This window comes from Novipirellula aureliae (genome assembly GCF_007860185.1).
Taxonomy (GTDB): domain Bacteria; phylum Planctomycetota; class Planctomycetia; order Pirellulales; family Pirellulaceae; genus Novipirellula_A; species Novipirellula_A aureliae.
Window position 1 is genome coordinate 334,824 of record NZ_SJPY01000003.1, and the last position, 19,899, is coordinate 354,722.

Here is a 19,899-nt window from a genome sequence, read left to right on the forward strand (position 1 = left end):
CATGCGGCCTGCTGGGCACGCGGTTAGACGGAAAAATAGAATAACATGCCTAAGAAAATAGCCATTGACTGGGACGAGTCCGAGCTTCGAGTGGTTGCTGCAAACAGCAACGGTTCCAAGGTTTCGATCATTGGGGCTGATGTCGTCCCCTTGAATGACTCCGACGTCTATTCGTGTTTGCGACATTACGTGTCCGAACACGGTTTTGATAAAGCGGAGACGGTCGTCGTGATCGGTCGCGGCAAAGCCGAACTACGCGAACTTCAATTGCCGCCCGTTCCGGATGAAGAACTGCCGGATATGGTTCGTTTTCAATCGATCCGAAACTTTGCTTCGGCCGGTGACAATGCGACGATCGACTACTTGATCACATCGCGAAACGAATCGGGAGTGAAAGCGATTGCGGCGGCAGTTTCACCAAAGCAATTGACGGAAGTAACGGAAGTCTGCCAAGCGGCGGCGTTAGAACCATCGCAAATTGTCCTGCGTCCTCTTGCCGCTGCGGCCTTGTTTTTGCAAACCGACAAGCCGAACCAAACAAGCGGTGACACGGTATTGATTGACCTACTCAACGATGATGCAGAGATCACGCTGATACGCGATGGAGGCGTGATCTTCGTCCGCACCGTCCGCATGCCCGCATCGCAGACAGCTCAAGCGAAATCACTTGTCAATGAACTGCGTCGCAGCCTGCTAGCGTGCGGTGCCACCCAATCACTCTCTCGAATCGTTCTGTGGGGGCGTGAATCCGTTCATCGTGAACAGATCGAACATATTGCGACATCGATGGAGGTTGATGTCCAGGTCGTGAACCCATTCGATCTGGTCGACATCGAAGCGCCGACCAAATCCAAACTACCTGATCACATCGGTCGACTGGCTCCACTGGTGGGACTCCTGGTCTGTGATGGTGCTCATACGAGTCAGCTCATCGATTTCCTGAACCCTCGAAGACGCGAGGAAGTCAAACCCAATCATCGGCGAACGGCCATCTTGATTGGTATTCCCGTCGCAATCTTGGCGGGTTCCCTGTTTTGGGCTTATCAAAACCTTCGTAGTCTTGATTCGCAAATCGAACGACTGACCACCATCACGACGGAGACAAAGGAGCCTGTGACCGAGGCGTTAGAAAAGATCGCCAAGGTGCGTAGGATCGACCAATTCCTTGATTCGCAACCCGTTTGGCTCGATGAACTTCGCCAAATCGCGGTCCGTCTCCCCCCCTCGGACAAAGTGATGCTCAAGTCGGTCACGGCAGCAAGTGATCCTAGAACGGGGGTCGGAACGCTGACCCTCGCTGGCTCGGCAATCGACCCCAGCGTGATCGAAAAACTCGAGGAGGCCATTCGCGACGACGACCACCGTGTGATCGGCGAAGGGGCCAGTGAGCAGAACAGTAAAGACGCTTACCGCTGGGTCTTTACCGAAAAGGTAACGATTGAGCCTGATTATTCTCGCAACAAACGTTACGAAGGTATCAAAAAAGCATCGCAAACCGAAACGAGTGACAAAACCGAACAAAAACCGGAAGCGTCAAATAACAAGTCAGCAAGCGGCCAGACGCAACCCAAATTGGAGGTCCAGTCATGAGCAAACGTGAACGAATATTGTCGATGGCCGTAGGTAGCCTCTTACTGCTTTTCGTCGTGCAGTGGGGGATTAACAAATATCGGGCGGCAGTGCGTACAAGAACAAATCTCATTACGCAACTACGCGAAGAAAATGCGGAGCAGCAACAAACATTGCTAGAAGGTGCCTATGCAGAAAACCAAATGGACGAGTACATCGCTCGTTCGTTACCGAGTAACCGCGAGCGAGCTCAAAGCGATTACCAAAGCTGGTTACTTGAAATGCTAGGCAGCGTTTCGGTGAGCGATCCGCGAGTCAATCCGACCACCGTGACTCCATCAGGAGATTTGTACAATCGTTTTTCTTATAGCGTCGATGGAGGAACCGATCTGCCTAGTTTGGTTGGCCTGTTGCACTCGTTCTATTCGAAGGACTACCTGCATGGCATCAGCAAAATGACGATCAATCCTGCACGCGATCGATCGGGCATGCTGGATGTAAAAATGAGTATCGATGTACTGGCTTTATCCGCAGCACCCAGCGATACCAAGCCAGTCGCGAGTCATTCTTGGCGGACCGAGCCAGACGTTTCGGTATACCTTGATCCAATCTTAAATCGAAACTTTTATGAACCGCCGAACCAGGCGCCTGTCTTCGATGGCAGAAAGACGATTGAAGCGATCGTTGGAAAAAGTTCGACCACTCCGCTGACCTTCAAGGACCCTGAAGGCCACCGATTGAGATATGAATTGATTTCGAAATCGGATCAGAAAGGCACACTTGAGCAAGTCATTGGACAATCCACCGTCAAGCTTGATCCCAGAACAGGCACGGTCTCGATCCGCAGTAATGAGAAACGCGAGTTCAATTTACTGGTGCGTGCCGTCGACGATGGGTATCCAAGCCGAGTGTCTGAACAAACGCTAACGGTCCGAATTGTTGATCCCCCCCCGCCGCCGAAGCCGGTCGAGAAATTCAAGTTTGACGATGCGAAACAAACCGTCTTGACCGCACTGGTGCAAGGCCGCCAGAACTGGACAGCATGGCTAAACATTCGCACCCGTGGTGAAACCCTAAAATTGGCGGTCGGCGATACATTCGACATCGGAAGCCTAAAGGGATCCGTGGTGGAAGTGACCCCGAAGTACGTCGTTCTAGAAAGCGATGGCAAGCGTTTCGAACTGACGCCAGCCGGCATCTTGGCGGAGGCAGCAAAAACGGCAAAGAGTATTCCTCAAGCACAAATGGATCCATCCATCAAGCCATCAGACGAGGAGGGAGTAGCGGAGGAAACGGAGATAGAAGAAGCGACAAGTGAGGAAGGAGCCATCCTGGACGAAGAGGCGGTGATAATCAATCAAACGGTCGCTGAATCGCGGTAATGAAGTTGAAGTCAACGACGGCTCGCGTGATGGCATTGGCCGCTGAATCCCCGCCGATGAATATGGCGATTGATCAAGCGGTCTTAGAATCGGTTGATCGGGATCCAGTGCCCACGCTTCGGCTTTACACATGGAGTGAGCCGACCTTGTCGCTCGGCTATTTCCAATCGATCTCCGACCGCCAGCTACACCCCGAGAGTCATTCGTTGGCAGTCGTCCGACGCGCGACGGGAGGCGGGGCGATCGTCCATCACCATGAATTGACCTACAGCTTTGTTTGGCCCTTGAAGAAGTCATCGACGGGTGCCAGATCCGAATTGTATCGCGAAACGCACTTGGCGATCGTCGAAACACTGGCCAATTTTGGTATCAAGGCATCACGCTTCGCCGATCGCCCAACCGATCGCCTAACCGATCAACTAGCCGATCAGGGGGCCAAAACAAAGGAACCGTTCCTCTGCTTTAGACGCCGTACGAACGAAGATTTGATCGTCAACGGTTACAAAATCGTCGGTAGTGCCCAGCGGACGGCTCGGCGGACCGTACTGCAGCATGGAAGTGTGCTGTTGAGTGTCAGTGCCCATGCTCCGCAACTGCCAGGCGTGCACGAACTACTTGGAAAGAAAATTTCGGTCGAAGAGGTCGCCAACGTTTTCTCCGAGAAAATCGCTGATCGGTTTGCGGTTCAGTTTGAGCCCTATTCGCTTGATTCTCACACAATGGAAGCTTCCCGAGCGATTGCCGCCAACCGTTTCGCGAACGCAAACTGGACTCAAAAACGCTAGAAGTCGTGACACATTCGGCTTTTTGTTTTAGAGTAGGGATAGGAACCTGGAGCCTTCTCCCTTCAAAGGAAAAACCATGCCGAAATGGTCCTCATCATTTGTAATGCTTCTTCTCTTTTCGATCAGCGTTTTTATCGACATTGACGCTGCGGAGGCTCAATTGTTTCCGCGTTTGCGTGCGAGAATTGACCAGCGAATGAACCAACCGCGCGCGACGGTTCCACAGTCTCAACCTGGGCAAAGTCAACCTGGGCAAGACCCACAACTCGGCAATTCGCAATCGATGCCGAATCGCCAATCGTCACTCCGGCCAGCTACGCCGTTGACGGGACAGGACGTTTCCAAGCAGTATTCGGCATCAATCGGTGTCGACGTTCTTCCAACGAGATCGCCGGCAAATGGATTGCGAGTCGAAGGGTTCTCCGACGGGTCGCTTGCCGAACGCGCTGGGTTGAAGAAAGGGGATGTGATTGTTGCGATTGATTCCGAGGCGACCCCCTCAGTCGCTGCGGTAGCGGAGATCCTTCGACCCAAACGTGCAGGCGAAACGGTGGTTGTCCGAGTCGTACGTGATCGCCTCGCCGGCAACCTGACGATTCCACTGATTGCCCGAACGAACTTCGCCAAGCCAGAGCCCCGGCAACGAACGGGCGAACCGACGTTGGCAGCACCACTTGCTGAATCGTCCACCCCCCCCGCCTCCGATCATCCACTTGCGGGAATCGGAATCGAAGTCGAAGACTCACCGGTAGCTCGAGGTGTCGAAGTCACACGAGTTCCGGCCGAATCCGATGCTCGTCGTGAAGGGCTAAGAGTTGGTGACCGAATCGTTTCGCTCGATGGTGTGATCATCCATTCGAAAAAGTCGTTTTATGAGCAATTGACCCAGCGAAATTTGACCCAACGAAACCGGGAGCCGTTAGCAAAGTTGCAAGTCGTCCGGCAAAACCGGCTTTTATCGGTGCCCCTGCCAACCGAGAAGCAAATCGCGATTTCAGGTTCAGCACAGAAACCGTCGCCCCAAAAGGAACTCCAACAAGAACCCGAACGATCTGTTTTGGAACCGAATTTGCTTGGAAAGGGAATCGGGGCAGCGTTTGGAAGCTTGTTCGGAGGTAGCGACACGAAGCAACCTGAAGGCAAGCCGGATCAGCAGCCCAAAAGGCCTTCCGACGAATTTGCACTGGAAGATGGAAACGGGGGAAACGAAGCCCCCGACGCAAGCGGTTCAATCGAGCAGGCTGGTTTCGAGCAGGCCGGTTTCGAGCAGGCCGGTTTCGAGCAGATTGAAACTCCACAACCCTCCCTCGAACTTCCCCGCGACATCCCGCAGCCGCGAGCGTTTGAATAAGTCCAATTGCATGCCCCGGCTGGCTGCGTGTGTCCGAACCCACGGCCCACTTGGGCACGCGTTTTAACGCCCCCCCCTCGCACGCTAAAAAATGAAACAACCCTCAACCAGTCAACAAGCATCCAACATGAAACCATCGCAGTCAAAAGTAACCTGTTCGACTTGTGGCCAGGTTTTCATTTTCGAAAAGAGCAAAGCACCACCGTTCTGTTCCGAGCGATGCCAAATGATTGACTTGGGGCGTTGGTTGGACGAAGAGATTTCGATTCCGTTCGAGGGGGAAGCCGGAAACGTTCCGGTCGAATACCGCGATGAAGACGGTAAAGTTGAAAAGGACGAGAGGAGCCAGGATTCTCATGTTTAGCTCACGACACCTTTACAGCCGAGTCTAGAAAGATAATACTACCAGTTGACGATTTTTGAAAACCTTTCCCTCACGGCTGCGGGAAAGGTTTTCTTTTTGTTACGAACATCTCTGTTTTTTAAACCAGAACCCCATCGAAATGAGGATTTCCGACCATGGCTGATACAGTGCCGATGACGCGGGAGGGCTACAACAAAATCAAAGCGGAAATCAAGCGTCTTGAAACGGAAGTGTTGCCAGTGATCACCGACAAGATTGCCGAAGCTCGCGCCGAGGGCGACTTGAAAGAAAACGCTGAGTATCATGCCCAACGTGAAAACCAGGGGATGACGATGGCCAAAGTGAATGAACTAAAAGACAAGATCGCTCGTGCCTCCATCGTCGATCCGGCTTCATTGCCAAAAGATGAGGTGGTGTTCGGGTGCACCGTTACCGTCGAGGATTTAGCGTATGGTGATGAAGAACAGTTCACTTTGGTCGGGGCGGGAGAAGAGGATTACGACGCCGGAAAAATATTGATTACAAGTCCGTTCGGCCAAGGTCTGATAGGCAAAAAAGTAGGTGAAACCGCTGAGATTGAAGCTCCAGCGGGGAAATTGAAATTCAAAATCTTGAAGATTGAACTCGACTTCTAGGCTGTCATTCCATGTCAGAATCCAAATCGGCCGATCCCGAAGCGGCACACACGGTAGCGGACGATCCCGGCCCAGGCTGGTTGCCCGCGATTCTGGCGGCGACGATGCTGATGGCAATCGTAGGATTCATCACATGCGGCGTGTCGACTTACTTCTTATTTCAAAAGAGAGGTGAACTGGCCGTGCGGACATTGGATGGAAACCTCATCCCAACCATCGAGCAAAGCCGGATTGAACCTGACCAAAAGGCCGAATTGGTCGAAAGACTCAAAGAGTTCTCAGCGGAGATCGCACGTGGAAACGTCGAAAATTGGCAAGCCGCGGGTGTGATGCAGCGGTTGCAACGAATCCCGATTTACCAGTGGGGTGAACTGTCGGCAGTCGAAGCGTTTGCCCGATCGAATTGGGAAGGCGAAGAACAAGCGAATGCACTTAAACAGATTTCGCGGCTGAGACGAAGCGTCGAACTCGCACAATCCACGGTCTTTGATGTCGAAGATGTGTTGACGCCAGTGCACCAGACGGATGATGGTGCCTACGGGCGATCGCTGATCACACCATTGACGACCAAGGCGGTTGCCGACGTCGTCAAGCGAGCAACGCTTGTCGCCGATCGGTCCGAGGTGCCCGACGAACCATTTGAAACGATTCGCATCGACGTCATCGTCCAGCGAGAGATCGAGAAGGGGATCGCGGAAGGATCGTACTAGTGCTGCTAAAGTAGGAAGTTGAACCAACAAATTTGCCGGCGGTTTTTCCGGCGGTCTACTTGCCAAGCTTTCGATGAGAACCTGCATTGTCCACGCTGCAAACCGAAGATAGCAAAGACGCATCCTCAAGCGTCCGCATTCCCCGCAAACCGAGGTCAAGAAAGAAAGTCATCATCATCGGCGCGGGTCCGGGTGGACTGGCCTCGGCAATGCAATTGGCTCGCGCCGGATGTGACGTGACCGTGCTGGAGAAACAGTCACAAGTTGGTGGCCGGACCTCAGCGATCGAGCGACAGGGTTATCGGTTTGATTGTGGGCCGACGTTCTTTTTGTACCCTCGTGTCTTATCGGAAATCTTTGAATCGGTTGGTTACGACTTGATGGAAGAGGTGCCGATGGTGCGACTCGACCCCCAGTACCGATTGACGTTCGGTGCGGGCGGACAACTTGACTGTAGTGCGAATATCGAGGCAATGGATCGTCAGATCGCAGAGTTTTCCACCGACGATATCGGCTCGTTTGCTCGCTACCTGAAAGACAACCGAGTCAAGTTAGATAAGTTCCGTCCCATTTTGGAATCGCCCTTCCATTCGATCTGGGATTTGTTGCGCCCGTCGATGTTGTCGGCGCTTCCCTACCTGCATCCCAACCGATCGCTTGGTCAAGATTTACAACGCTACTTCTCCGACCCTCGTTTGGTCATTGCGTTTGGATTTCAAGCAAAGTATTTGGGCATGTCGCCGTTCAAATGTCCAAGTTTGTTTAGCATTCTTTCGTTCTTGGAGTATGAGTATGGCGTCTGGCATCCGATCGGCGGCTGTAGCCGAGTGAGTGAGCGGATGGCGGAGATCGCCGGATCGATGGGAGTGAAGATTCGCCTCAGCGAGCCTGTCACCGGTGTCGACATTGTTCAAGGACGGTTGCAAGCGGTGGAAACCGATGACGGTCGCTACGAAGCGGATGCGTTTGTTGTCAACGCTGACTTCGCGGACTGGATCACCCAAGCGATTCCCAACGACCTACGAAAACGATGGACAAACGAAAAGATTCAGAAAAAGAAGTTTTCCTGCAGCACCTTCATGCTCTACCTCGGCATCGAAGGAACCTATGAAGACTTGCCGCATCACAGCATTTACATTAGCAAGGATTATGAGAAAAATCTGGTCGAGATTGAACACGAGCATGTGCTCAGCGAAGCCCCTTCCTTTTATGTTCAAAATGCTTGCGTGACCGACCCGACCTTGGCACCGCCAGGGTGTAGTACGCTATACGTTTTGGTTCCGGTCACACACCAGCATCAAAATGTCGACTGGGCCGCCGAGTCGGATCGCTTCCGCGACTTGACACTTGATCGACTGGCCGAGATAGGATTGTCGGACGTTCGAGACCGTATTCGTGTCGAACACCGAATCACACCAAACGAGTGGGAAAGCGACTATTCGGTCTATCGCGGGGCAACCTTCAATTTGGCACATCACTTATCACAAATGCTGAATTTCCGTCCTAAGAACCGATTTGACGAAGTCGACGGAGTTTATCTGGTCGGCGGTGGAACTCATCCCGGCAGCGGTTTACCGGTAATTTTCGAGTCAAGCCGAATCTCATGCAAACTACTGCTCGCCGATTTGGGCGTCGAACCGTAGCAGCGTCTCACCGAGACAGCGTCTCTCCGAGACAATGTGATATACTATTCACAACAATGCCTCCTTATCCCAACATGTGATTGTTTGATGGAAAATCCGTCGTCCTCTACCTCTGGTACCGACTCGTCGCTTGATCCGAAGCTCCGCGAACTGATCGACTCGCTTCGTTATCAGATCCGCCGTTATGTCGTGATCGACGCGGTTTTGGCGATCGTTGCCGTGATTCTGTCAGCCTTTTGGCTTGGCTTGGTTTTGGATTACGGGCCAGTGTTGCTGGGCGGTACCGAGATGCCTCCGTTGGCACGATTGTTTTTGCTAATCATGGTTGCAGGCACCGTGCTTGCGATTGCAGCTAAACTACTGGTGGGACGGTTACGTCGACCGTTACCCGATGATTCCTTGGCTTTGCTTATGGAACGCCAATTTCCCAAATTAGGCGGTCGCTTGGTCACCAGCGTCCAGCTAAAACGGAGAGACCGACAGGGCGATTCCCACTCCACTCGACTACTCGACCGAGTCCACCGCGAAGCGGCTGAGAGCATTTCCGAGGTGGAAATGGGACGCGTGCTTACATGGAAACCGATTCGTCGCAAAGCGATGTTGGTTGCACCGTTGGCATTGTGCGCATTGATCTTTTTAGTCATCAGCCCCAATGCCTTCGGCCGTGCGGCGAGTCGGTTGACGCTACTTTCGAACGACCCGTGGCCTCGGCGCGCTCAACTGGAAATGGTCGGGGTGGAGTTGCCCATCATCACAGCGACCGAAGACGACGCTTTGCCATCGCAGTTGATTCCCTTCGAAGACAAACAAATCCGACTCCCCAAAGGCAGTAGCGGTACACTGCGAATTCGTGCGAAAGCGGAGGATGCGGAAGTGCCTGTCGTTTGTACGGTCTATTACCACAGTGATGACGGAACGAAAGGCCAATCGAACATGCGACGAATCGGTAGAGTCGTGGATGGCTACCAATCGTTCGTTCTCGATGGGCCGCCCCTATCGGGGCTGAGTGAATCGATGACCGTGAGTGTTCGAGGACTCGATGATCGGCTTGACGATTTCCGAATCGAAGCGGTACCGCCACCGGTGATCACCCAAATGGAAGTCGCGGTTCGGTACCCTGATTATCTGCGTGAAGCTGGAGCACCGGATTCCGCCGACATGCAAACCGATTACCAATCAGGACTGCGGCTCCGCGAGGGTAGTTCGGTAGAGCTACGAGTCATTAGCAACGTTCCACTCGGCGACTCAGAAGTCGTTCTACGTCGCGAATCGGGCGAGTCCGAGCAAATCGAGTGGAATGCGAAGGATGACGGACCTCCGAACCGAATACTCATCGAGGATTTCCGGCATGCAACCGCGATTCGGATCGTCCCCAGGGATTTGGATGGCATCTCGGCACAAGCACCCTATCGCTATTTCCTAGGAGTCATTACCGACGAAAAACCCGAAGTGCAACTTCGACTCGATGGCATCGGATCGGCAGTTACCCCCATCGCTCGACTCCCACTTAACGTCGTTGCATTGGACGATTACGGAATCGAAACACTTCAGGTCACGGTGACACCGCTGCTTGAAAACCAATTGCTTGATAACGAGTCGCAACCTGAATTAGCCGAGAACGAACAGAAGCCCGACGTGGATGCTGCGTCAGCCAGTGTGCCCATTTCGGTTGATCGCGAAGGCCATGGCGAATCGGTAATCGATTTGCGAGACTCTGCAACCGATGGCCGTTTGCCCGAACTGAAGCCTGGCCAGACGATCAACGTGTTCGCCGAAGCAACGGACGCCTATGATTTGGGAGAACCACACCAAACCCGTAGCGAGATTTATCGATTGCAAGTCGTAACGCCTGAGAAGTTGCTAGCACTCCTCGAGCGACAAGAATTGGCAATGCGATCTCGTTTAGAGCAAACGCTCGATGAAACACGCAATCTCCGAGATACGCTCGACCTACTTCGTTCGCGAGGATTCGACCAAGCTCCGACACAGACGGACGCAGACAACACGACGGTGTCAGACGCCCAAAAAGCCGATCAGCTTCGAGCGAAACAGGTCGAACGGTTGCGGATTCAGCAAACGGGATTGCAAGCAAACAAGACCAGTGAGGAACTGACGGGGATCGCCGAGTCGCTCGACGATTTGCTGCAAGAAATGGTCAACAATCGAGTCGATTCGGCGGACCGACGCGAACGGATTGGCGAAGGGGTGCGTGACCCGCTGAGGAGAATCGTTGCCGGGCCACTCGATCGACTCAAAGAACAGATTAAGGGCATCGAAGCATCACTTGATGACGGCGAAGAAGCGGCTCGGCAAACAGCCCATGCAGTGCAAACAGCCGAAGAGGTGCTACTGCAATTGACGGCCGTCTTGGAAAAGATGCTTGACCTGGAAAGCTACAATGAAATACTCGACATTGTCCGACAATTAATTGAAGACGAAAAAGCGTTGCTCGACGAAACAAAGATAGAGCAAAAGAAACGGGTCATGGATCTGTTTAAATAGTGTCCTCCAAAAGGGTCAGCCCCTTTTCCGAAAAAGCCTAATTAGCGGTAGCAAATCAAATGCTCAAATCACTTCTTTCGACGATGCTGTTGTTTGCGGTTACGGTCACGGTCATCGCGATTCCTAGCCGACCCGTTTCCGCTCAAGAGAGCAACCTACCCGATCGGCAATCGGCGATTGTCCAAAGGTACGAGCGACTCGAAGAACTACTGCTTCGTTTGGCAGAGATGGAGGCAGCCGAGAACCCCGAGCGGGCTGCGTTACTCAAGCGTGCAGCTCGTCAATCACGCGACCAATTTGTGCTCGACAAATTAAAATCAGCATCCGGTGCCCTTCGCGAAAAACGGTTTCAGGAAGCGGTCGACAATCAAGCCAACGCCACCCAAGGACTCGAAGGGCTGCTGCAATTATTGATGAGTGAGGATCGATCGAAACGAATCCGCGACGAAAAAGAACGGATCGCTAATTTGATCAAGGATTTGAAACGGGTCGAACGGGCCGAACGTAGCACGCGAGCGAGGACTGAAAATGGCGCCGACATGGAGGAGGTTCAAAAGGAACAAGAAGCGATCACCGACCGCAGTGAATCGCTCCGAGATGAACTAGCCGAAAAGGATCCTTCCGATCCGTCGGATAAAGAACAAGATCCGTCCGATCAAGAATCACAGCCCAACGACCAAAAGCCCAACGACCAGAAGCCCAGCGACCAGAAGCCCAGCGACCAAAAGCCCAGCGACCAGAAGCCCAGCGACCAAGAGCCCAGCGAGCAAGAAGCCGAACAGCAACCCCCTCCGCCTCCTCAAAGCCCACAGCAGCTTGCGGAGCAGCAATTGCAGAAGGCAATTGAGAAGATGCAACAAGCCGAACAGGAACTGAAAGAGGGCGAACGTGAGAAAACGGTTGAAAAGCAGCGAGAAGCTGAAGAGGACCTGCGTCAAGCCATCGACAGACTTGAGCGGATATTGCGTCAGCTACGCGAGGAAGAAATGCTGCGTGAATTGGCAAAAATCGAGGCAAGACTGCGAAAAATGGCGGCGATGCAGTCCAAAGTTCTCGACGATACCATCACACTAGCCGCAACCCCGAAATCGCAACGAAACCGCCAAACCGACTTGAAGGCGGGAAATTTGGCGTTCGAAGAGAAGAAAATTACGCTCGAAGCAGACCGAGCCATGTTATTATTGCGTGAAGAAGGATCGAGCGTTGCCTTTCCGGAAGTGGTTTCTCAAATCCGCTTGGACACCACCCATGTCGCCGAGCGATTGGGACAGACGAAAATTGATGCGGTCACCCAAGGGATCCAGCAAGACATTTTGTCGGCGCTCGAAGAAATGATCGAAGCGTTGCAAAAGGCACAAAGGGACCTCGAAAAGAAGCAGCAAGAGCAGCAGCAACAGGGGGAGGGACAACCGGGGGGACAGCAAGAACCGCCGCTCGTCGAAGCGTTGGCGGAACTAAAGTTGCTGCGTACGATGGAGACACGAGTCAAATCGACCACCACACGCTATTCAGAACTGATCGAATCGGGTGAATCGTCGACCGAAGAAGTCATTCCGTTGCTCCAAGACTTGTCGGAACGGCAAAATCGCTTGTATCAGATCACACGTGACCTGGTACTCAAACGAAACCAATAATCAAAACGGGAAATGCCAATGACTGTTTATCATGCATCAAAAGCAGAGCAAATGCCTGTTTCTCAGGCAAACGACGCTCGTTGTCTGGCAACGACGGTAAGCAAATTGGCAGACCAGCGAAGAAAAATTGCCATTTCTGTTTTTGTTTGGCTAGCAATGGTCTCGGTCTCCATTTCACTTGCCTTCGGAGAGGAAACGTTCGAACGGCAGGCGAGTTGGCAGCGGCACGACGTCGATGAAATGGCTCGAATGCTGAGGACATCGTTGGACGCGATCGGCATTTTGCCTGGCGAAATTGACTTAGCATCGGAGCAATTCATCGGAGCAATCGAGAAACAGGATATGGATCCGCTCGACGCCTTGATCACTTCGCTGCGACCCATTTTGCCCGCAGTCGAGAATCTGGTGATCACGACGCAGTCGAGTCTGGTCAAGGCAGGAGCGAGTGTGGATCCGAGTTCGTCGACATATGGAGAAATCGAATCACTCCCGAAATCGCTACGAATGAGCGTCCGCACTTGGCTGGGTCGCGAATTGGTCCGTGCTCGATTGTACGATGAGGCCTTACCGGTGATCGCTGAAGTCGATCCGGCCGAATCGATCGACCCAGCATCCGCCCTGTTTTTCCGGGGGGTTTGTTACCACACGTTGCTTATGAAAAAGGAAGCGCTCGCGGATTTACGTCGCTTGTTGGAGAACGAGGCGGATAGCCCGATACGATTCGTCAGAACGGCGAAGATGATGGTAGCCGATATCCAACCATTGAAGGACGATTCCCTCGACGAGATCTCGCGTTTGATGACCGACGTTTCTCGCCGCTTGGACTTGGGGCGAGCGAATGAAGAGGTCGAAAAACGGGAACAGCAAATTATTGACAAGCTGACTAAGATCATCGACAAGATCGAGAAAGATCAACAGCAACAGCAGCAGCAGCAACAACAGTCTGCGGACGGCAAGAACAGCCAAGGCGACCAGCAAGGCAGCCCGATGAATGAAAGTCGCATTGCCGGGGCCGCGGGGAACGGTGACGTTGATTTGAAGAAGATGAAGGATGGAAATGGGTGGGGCAATTTACCGCCTGCCGAGCGTCAACAGGCGATTCAGCAGATCAGTCGCGATTTACCCACTCACTACCGCGAAGCAATCGAGGCCTATTTTCGAAAAATGGCGACCGAAGGCAGCTGAATTTGTTAGCAAAATCGCCACGATTTTGCCCCTTCAGCCCTTGCCTTTGCAGCGATAGGTCTCTAAATTCCTTCGTTCCAGCGCATCGGTTTTGCGCTCAAGATTTTTCTGACCCTTCAAATTGTTCCCAATACTTAGAAGATTAAGCTAGTGGTTGCTCAACGAACATTCATGGCGAAGGCCGATCAAGTCACCAAGAAATGGCATGTTGTTGATGCTAGCGACGAAGTGCTAGGTCGTTTGGCAACGGACATTGCCACCGTTTTGATGGGAAAACATCGCCCCGAGTACACGCCTCACGTCGATTGTGGCGATTTTGTCATCGTCGTCAACGCTGAAAAGGTGGCAATGACAGGTCGGAAAATGGATGATCGCCACTACACGTGGTACACGGGCCATCCAGGATTGCGATTGGAATCTTACGCCGATCGTCAACAACGCAAGCCTGAAGACCTGATTTTTCATGCTGTGCGGCGAATGCTACCCAAGAATAAATTGGCAACGCAAATGTTGTCCAAATTGAAGATCTACGCGGGCCCCGAACATCCCCATTCGGCCCAGCAACCGACCGAGTTCAAGCGAACCGGCAAGAAAGCCGGCAAAAACTAAGGTCGGCAAAACCAGGGCCGGCAAGGGCTTACGGGCAGTTCTCGCTCCACAATGCGGAATGACGATCACTGCCTTCAATCAACATACATTCTCTCTCCATTAAAATTTAGAAATTATGGTCGCTGTAAAGAAGGACAAAATCAACGGTGATTCGCTCGGAACCGGGCGCCGCAAGAGCAGTGTTGCTCGAGTTCGCGTTCGTGCGGGAAGCGGAAACATCACCGTCAACTCGAAGCCCATGACCGAGTACTTTGTCAACGCTCAAGATCAAGCCAGTATCCTGGCGACACTAAGTGCCGTCGAATTGACCGACAAAGTCGATGTGCTCGTCCGTGTCGGCGGTGGCGGTATGACGGGCCAAAGTGGTGCGGTTCGCATGGGCCTCGCTCGAGCTCTCGTCAGTTACGATGAAGCACTGCATGATCCACTTCGTGAAGGTAGCTACCTAACGCGAGATTCGCGTATGAAGGAACGAAAGAAACCGGGTCTTCGCGGAGCACGCCGAGGCGTCCAGTTCAGCAAGCGTTAACTCCACGCGATTTTGCTCCATTCAACATTCAAGGCAAGCCAACACGGCTTGCCTTTTTTTTCGTCGCTGGTAGCCCAAGCTTTTGGATCTTTGCTGAAACAACCGCCAGAAACAACCGCCAGAAACAACCGCCAGAAACAACCGCCAGAAACAACCGCCAGAAACAACCGCCAGAAACAACCGCCAGAAACAACCGCCAGAAACATCCGCCTGAAACATCCGTTTGGCGAATCAAAATCACAATCAATGGCATGGTGGTTTAAGGACAACGCGGAATACCACGCGTTGATACGAAACCGGGGCAACCTTCTGCTATGGCTGCGGATCGCTCGCCACTTCCGCACCAGGAAATTGCTCTTGAGGTTCGACCAGTAACGCCCAGTGGTGCAACATACCAAACCGGTCGTTACGCGTTCCACTGATCACTAATTGCCAAACACCCTTCACGCTCTGGCCTCGAAAATAGCTCAAGCTTGGTTGTCTCTTCAACGCGCCCTCGGGAATAAACGTTCCTTCGAAGGGAGGTCTTGCTTTGGTGATTGGATAACGAGAATCATCATCAAAGACGGTATCGTTGAAGTGATCGTCACTGCCGCCGACGCCCGTAAACAACTCAATCCGCTGGCCGTCGGGTCCCATCAAGTAGCCATCGAGCGAGGAAACGTTGGTATGGGTAATTGACAATTGGACTTTCAAATTACCAATCGGATAATCCTCGTCAACCACGATTTCAGAGATGGTTGACTTGCGGGGCGCCAAGACTTCGGCTTGCCCACTAACGTAACTGCCGCCGACCATTGCTTTGGAGCGAACGACTTCGAATGTTGTCAGGAGGCCATCGTCATTCATGTCCAGTTGCGTAAACTCGTCCATCAGTTCCTCGGTCCACTCTTCGGTGAATTCGGACATGGAAACTTGGCCGTCTCGATCGAGATCGCGTTCGTAGAACCAAGTTGGCAAGCCTTGGGCGATATCACCTGCTTCGTCTTGGAGCATCGTGAAGTGAGCATTCAGCTCCTCACGAGACAACGTTCCATCGCGATTGGCATCGATGCGGCTTATTGGAATCCCAAGGCTAGTCGTTTCCGCAGGATCGAGTTGCCCGTTCTTGTTCAGATCAAAACGGCCCAGCACCGACGAGGTTAAGTAGTAGCGGTCTCTTTGTTCCCACCAATTTCTTCGGTTTTGTGACTTGGGATTGTCGTTGGCTGGTGCGATGCCATTACCGACCCGAATCGCTTTTTTGATAAGTTCGCCTGAATCATTGGAGACCAAACGGCGACGTGCGTAGCGTTGCGCCAATTCCAAGCGGTTTAGTTTGCCATCGCGATTGCTGTCTTGTTCAAAGGGATCACGGTGCGTCCATTTTGCTCGTTGTGCTTCGTCGCGGTCAATCGAACCATCCCGGTTTCGGTCGTAGCGCCGCAAGGTTCCATCGGCTTCATCTAAATCCGCTTGCGTGTAGGGATAGATGGCCCCCGCCAATCCAAACTCTGGTATCAGCGGTTCATCTGGCTCCGCTCCAAAAGACAGCACACCGCCTTGGTTCTCAATGACGATTCGATCATCTTTGACGCCGTTTTGAAAAGCATGGTAAATTCTAGCGGCTTCTTGCCATTTCTCGATTCCGTTTGGGCGATCGAGTGACAACCGGCGAGTTTTTCCGATCCGCTCCAGATACGGGCGTGCCAACGGAGTGATCTCATCGGGATCGATTTTCCCATTTTGGTTTCGATCGAGACGCTCGAGTGAGTCTCGCAGGCCGGATTGGCCGTAGAGCATGGTAGCTTGAAGCATCAACACGGCGGCGACGACGGCCCGAGGCAAATACAAACGGAGCACATGGACGCGTCGTGTAGCGGAATGAATGTAAAGAATCATAACAGTTTTGTGGCTAAATCAACGTCGATTGTCGCGGCTGGAATTGTTGCGAGAGGGGTTACGGTCACGCGATGAATTGCGATTGCTGCGAGGCACGGGTTCGCCCAGCAAGACCTGCTGCATCAATTCACCAAAGACTTCAGAATTAATCGGCGTGATGACTTCGATGGCCCGTTCGCCTCGCGCATCGATTGTTTCAGCAAGCTGTTTTACTTCTTGAAACAAGGCGTCGGGGGCGGTCACGATCAAGGAGTTACTTTGTGCGTGGGTTGCCAAGGTGATCTTCGGCTCTAAATCGCGAGCTGCCTTCGATGCAGGGACGTTTCGAGCTGGTTTGCCGCCATTCCGTTGGTTGTTTGCATTTTGGTTGTTTTGGGATCTCATCGCCGCCTGTGCTGAACCTGCCGATCCCGACTTGCCATCGTTGATCCGCCCTGCGAACGCTTCACGCACCGCATCGGCGACTTCCTTGACATCCGTGTTGACCAATTCAATGACGTGTGACGAGCCATAGGTTTCGATCGATGTGAGGCTTTGGTCCTTATCAATGATTCGCAGATAGTTCTCGATCAATTCAATTTCTGCCGAGTTGCCTTGGGCGATCAATCGGTTTAAACGAGGGTCGGAGACGACGGTAATCGAACCTGACGTCATCGTCGTTGTCCCGTCATTGGATCGGACCAAACTGCCTAGAAGGGACGAAGAAGAGCTTCTTGAAACATAACCGTTCACCAGACCTGACGTGGACGCTTCTTTAGCCGACTCGCCTCCATCAAGTAGTTCACCAAGCATTTGCAGTGCGTCGTCCGATTTGGTGTGTTTTAGATAGAAAACGATGGGTGGCGACGCGACCGAATGGACTGGCCCCGACAGTGTTTTCAGATATTGCTCGAATCGGTCGAGAGCTTCGGTATCTTCGGATTCCAAGATTAGCCCTCGCGTGCTGACTTGGCATTGAATGGGTGAACCATTTCGGTTCGGCAAGGATGTCAACGTGCGAGTCTCCGAGGGTGATTGTATACCGTAGAACCGGTCAAGCTGATGCTCGGCATCCCCCTCCATCGCATCAGCGTTTTCGTCGTTGGGGTTGGTCAGGGAAGGATCCTCGCCGACGACCCGTTCGAAGACATGTTCATCGGTCATGCTGGCTGGCGAAAGCAAGACAATCGGGTTCGTGCCTCGCCAAAATTTCGCAGCGGTTTTCACCAACCGTTCGGCTTCGCTACCTTGCAGGGGAAAGACCCGCATGGTGTCGTTATTCTGCAGAGATCCGTTTTGCTCGAGTCCCGCTACGATCGCCTTGATTTGATCGATTTGATGCTTCTTCGCTCGCACGAACAAACGCATGTTTGCGGGGTCCGCATCGATTTTGGGAGCATCGGGGTCAATCTGTTTAGGGTCATCAAACTCATCGGGTAAATCGAGCATCCCCTCGATCAAACCGATGGCAACGTAGGGGTCAACGGTGTGCAGGGGAATCACTTCGAACGCTGCCTCCGAGGCTTGCATTTGGGCAACGGTTTGGGCGATTTCCTTTTGCACCGTGGGGGTAGCCAGCGCCACGATACTGCCGGCCGATTCGTCGATCGAAAGTCGGACGGTTTGTCCGGCGAGTAGTGTTTGCAGCACATTGTAGATCGTTTGCAGATTGCCACCTTCGACAAAGTGGGTGCGGAACTCCATCGCAGCGTTTGTTTCTTGAGGATCTTGTTTGGGTTGGTCGATCGCTTCAACCAACCCCTCAATCAAATTCACTTTATCTTCGACGCCCGTCACGAACAGATTCTTACCCGCCAGATCGGAGGACAAACTGACGTCGATCCCTATCATTTCGCCCGTCGCCAAACCGAGGTGAGGCCGAGCAACCGTCAAGATGTCTTCGGTCGTGCAATGCTGAAGCGAAAAGCTCTTTACGATGGTTCCGTTCGTCATCTCTTCTTGTTTGAAGGCTTTTAGAATTGCCAGCACGCTACGCAGTTTCGACACGGTGTCGGTCAAAATCAATTGATTGGTTTGCGAAAGAACCTTGGGTTCCATCATTAGCTGCAACGTTTTGATTTCACGAACCGCATCTTCGGCATCCCTCTCTCCCAACGGGAACAAGCATTTGACGACATCGTGATCGCCAAGGGGTGTGTCACCATCGATTGCAGACAATTGCTCAGCCGTGACGAACTTTGCCAATACATCCAGTTGCTGCATGCTTCGCGGATCCGCCAAATTGATGACCGACAATAAGTCGCCACTTCGCACGAGTGTAAAACCCTCGGCTAGCAGAAACAGGTTGATTCGATCGATCGCTGCTTGAACGGTAAACGCATTCGGGTCGGAATAAGTAAAGCTTCCCGGCGGCAAATCTCCGACGTGGAGTGCGAGGTCGGCTTCGTCGGTTATCCAACGAACGACTTCTCGCCAAGGAGTGCCTTCAAAAGAAAACCGGACCAAGCCTGGAGCCAATTCAGGGAGTGCTTTCTTCGAAGCCTCAGCGGTTTCGAAGGCAGCGGTTTCGGAAACAGCGGTTGCGGAAACAGCGGTTTCGGAAACAGCGGTTTCGGAAACAGCGGTTGCGATAACTTCAGAATCGCCCGTCTGGACCGGAATCGGTTGGCGGGGTAGATCCTGCTGAGCGAAAGCAGAACGCGTGCGAACCATCGGTCCGGCCACGAGCAGGCCAACAAGGAACAGGAAATAAGATTGACGCCAGCGGTGGGTGTGCAGGTGAAACATTGGATCAATGCCAGTATACATCGCAACGGGAGGGAGGATTTGGGAGGGGGGGTGGGGAGCGAACGAGAGCAATTTCAGGTGAGACTCTCGTTCGGAGCTTAAACCATAGTATAGCAGATAACCGAAACCAATACGACCCTTTTCGGTAAAGTCCAGCGTAAAAGGATCCATCCAAGGCTCTCTGATTTGCTTCGACACGCGGCTCGCGAGTGCTTTGTCACCGCTTGATTCTAGCCCGGATTATTCATTAGCCGTGTTGGCGATAGCGGGCTGTCGATTTAATCGTTTAACGCTTAGCCGAAGGCGTTAGCTTTTCCGTAAGCGGTCGCCTATGGCTTGGCGTTAAACAATAAGTCGAGTCAAACCGATTAAATCGACAGCCCGATAGCCACG

General features: G+C 52.8%; 16 protein-coding genes. 13 read left to right on the forward strand and 3 right to left on the reverse strand.

All coding sequences use genetic code 11. The features are described 5' to 3' along the window. Nucleotides 1-45 precede the first annotated feature (45 nt). The 13 genes from pilM to rpsI all read left to right on the forward strand — a co-directional run bounded on the left by pilM (nucleotide 46) and on the right by rpsI (nucleotide 14,898). Nucleotides 46-1,590 carry a type IV pilus biogenesis protein PilM gene (gene pilM, locus Q31b_RS10580; protein ID WP_146599655.1) on the forward strand — a complete coding sequence of 515 codons (1,545 nt, stop codon included), beginning with the start codon at nucleotides 46-48 and terminating at the stop codon, nucleotides 1,588-1,590. Then, nucleotides 1,587-2,951, forward strand: coding sequence for a cadherin repeat domain-containing protein (locus Q31b_RS10585; RefSeq protein WP_146599656.1), 1,365 nt, complete (start codon nucleotides 1,587-1,589; stop codon nucleotides 2,949-2,951). Before pilM ends, Q31b_RS10585 begins: the two co-directional genes overlap by 4 nt. Continuing rightward, the gene (locus Q31b_RS10590) at nucleotides 2,951-3,736 is read left to right on the forward strand and encodes a lipoate--protein ligase family protein (protein WP_146599657.1); all 786 of its coding nucleotides are present in this window, start codon (nucleotides 2,951-2,953) and stop codon (nucleotides 3,734-3,736) included. The genes Q31b_RS10585 and Q31b_RS10590 overlap by 1 nt, the downstream gene beginning before the upstream one ends. 76 nt (nucleotides 3,737-3,812) lie before the next feature. Then, the gene (locus tag Q31b_RS10595; RefSeq protein WP_146599658.1) at nucleotides 3,813-5,087 is read left to right on the forward strand and encodes a PDZ domain-containing protein; all 1,275 of its coding nucleotides are present in this window, start codon (nucleotides 3,813-3,815) and stop codon (nucleotides 5,085-5,087) included. 91 nt (nucleotides 5,088-5,178) lie between these two features. Then, nucleotides 5,179-5,451, forward strand: a complete 273-nt coding sequence (locus Q31b_RS10600; RefSeq protein WP_261343850.1) for a DNA gyrase inhibitor YacG — start codon at nucleotides 5,179-5,181, stop codon at nucleotides 5,449-5,451. Between the two features lie 155 nt (nucleotides 5,452-5,606). Beyond that, nucleotides 5,607-6,086 carry a transcription elongation factor GreA gene (gene greA, locus Q31b_RS10605; RefSeq protein WP_146599659.1) on the forward strand — a complete coding sequence of 160 codons (480 nt, stop codon included), beginning with the start codon at nucleotides 5,607-5,609 and terminating at the stop codon, nucleotides 6,084-6,086. An 11-nt stretch (nucleotides 6,087-6,097) separates the two neighbouring features. Beyond that, nucleotides 6,098-6,796: a hypothetical protein gene (locus Q31b_RS10610; protein WP_146599660.1), complete on the forward strand. Its 699-nt coding sequence runs from the start codon at nucleotides 6,098-6,100 to the stop codon at nucleotides 6,794-6,796. Between the two features lie 95 nt (nucleotides 6,797-6,891). After that, nucleotides 6,892-8,439, forward strand: coding sequence for a phytoene desaturase (locus Q31b_RS10615; protein WP_315860392.1), 1,548 nt, complete (start codon nucleotides 6,892-6,894; stop codon nucleotides 8,437-8,439). A gap of 87 nt (nucleotides 8,440-8,526) precedes the next feature. Continuing rightward, nucleotides 8,527-10,941, forward strand: coding sequence for a polyketide synthase (locus Q31b_RS10620; RefSeq protein ID WP_146599661.1), 2,415 nt, complete (start codon nucleotides 8,527-8,529; stop codon nucleotides 10,939-10,941). A 59-nt stretch (nucleotides 10,942-11,000) separates the two neighbouring features. Next, nucleotides 11,001-12,575 (forward strand): hypothetical protein, encoded by a 1,575-nt coding sequence (locus Q31b_RS10625; RefSeq protein ID WP_231617462.1) that lies wholly within the window; start codon nucleotides 11,001-11,003, stop codon nucleotides 12,573-12,575. An 18-nt stretch (nucleotides 12,576-12,593) separates the two neighbouring features. Then, nucleotides 12,594-13,760 (forward strand): hypothetical protein, encoded by a 1,167-nt coding sequence (locus tag Q31b_RS10630; RefSeq protein WP_231617463.1) that lies wholly within the window; start codon nucleotides 12,594-12,596, stop codon nucleotides 13,758-13,760. Nucleotides 13,761-13,931: 171 nt separating this feature from the next. Further along, nucleotides 13,932-14,369 (forward strand): 50S ribosomal protein L13, encoded by a 438-nt coding sequence (gene rplM / locus Q31b_RS10635; protein ID WP_146599662.1) that lies wholly within the window; start codon nucleotides 13,932-13,934, stop codon nucleotides 14,367-14,369. Between the two features lie 115 nt (nucleotides 14,370-14,484). Next, nucleotides 14,485-14,898 carry a 30S ribosomal protein S9 gene (rpsI, locus tag Q31b_RS10640; RefSeq protein WP_146599663.1) on the forward strand — a complete coding sequence of 138 codons (414 nt, stop codon included), beginning with the start codon at nucleotides 14,485-14,487 and terminating at the stop codon, nucleotides 14,896-14,898. A gap of 28 nt (nucleotides 14,899-14,926) precedes the next feature. Here rpsI and Q31b_RS10645 read toward each other — a convergent pair whose 3' ends face one another. The 3 genes from Q31b_RS10645 to Q31b_RS10655 are packed head-to-tail and all read right to left on the reverse strand — an operon-like array spanning nucleotide 14,927 to nucleotide 19,677. Continuing rightward, on the reverse strand, nucleotides 14,927-15,151 hold the full coding sequence (locus tag Q31b_RS10645) for a hypothetical protein (RefSeq protein ID WP_146599664.1): 225 nt from the start codon (nucleotides 15,149-15,151) through the stop codon (nucleotides 14,927-14,929). Nucleotides 15,152-15,210: 59 nt separating this feature from the next. Beyond that, nucleotides 15,211-16,779, reverse strand: coding sequence for a proprotein convertase P-domain-containing protein (locus Q31b_RS10650; RefSeq protein ID WP_231617464.1), 1,569 nt, complete (start codon nucleotides 16,777-16,779; stop codon nucleotides 15,211-15,213). Between the two features lie 18 nt (nucleotides 16,780-16,797). Continuing rightward, nucleotides 16,798-19,677, reverse strand: coding sequence for a secretin N-terminal domain-containing protein (locus Q31b_RS10655; RefSeq protein ID WP_231617465.1), 2,880 nt, complete (start codon nucleotides 19,675-19,677; stop codon nucleotides 16,798-16,800). Between the last annotated feature and the right edge of the window lie 222 nt (nucleotides 19,678-19,899).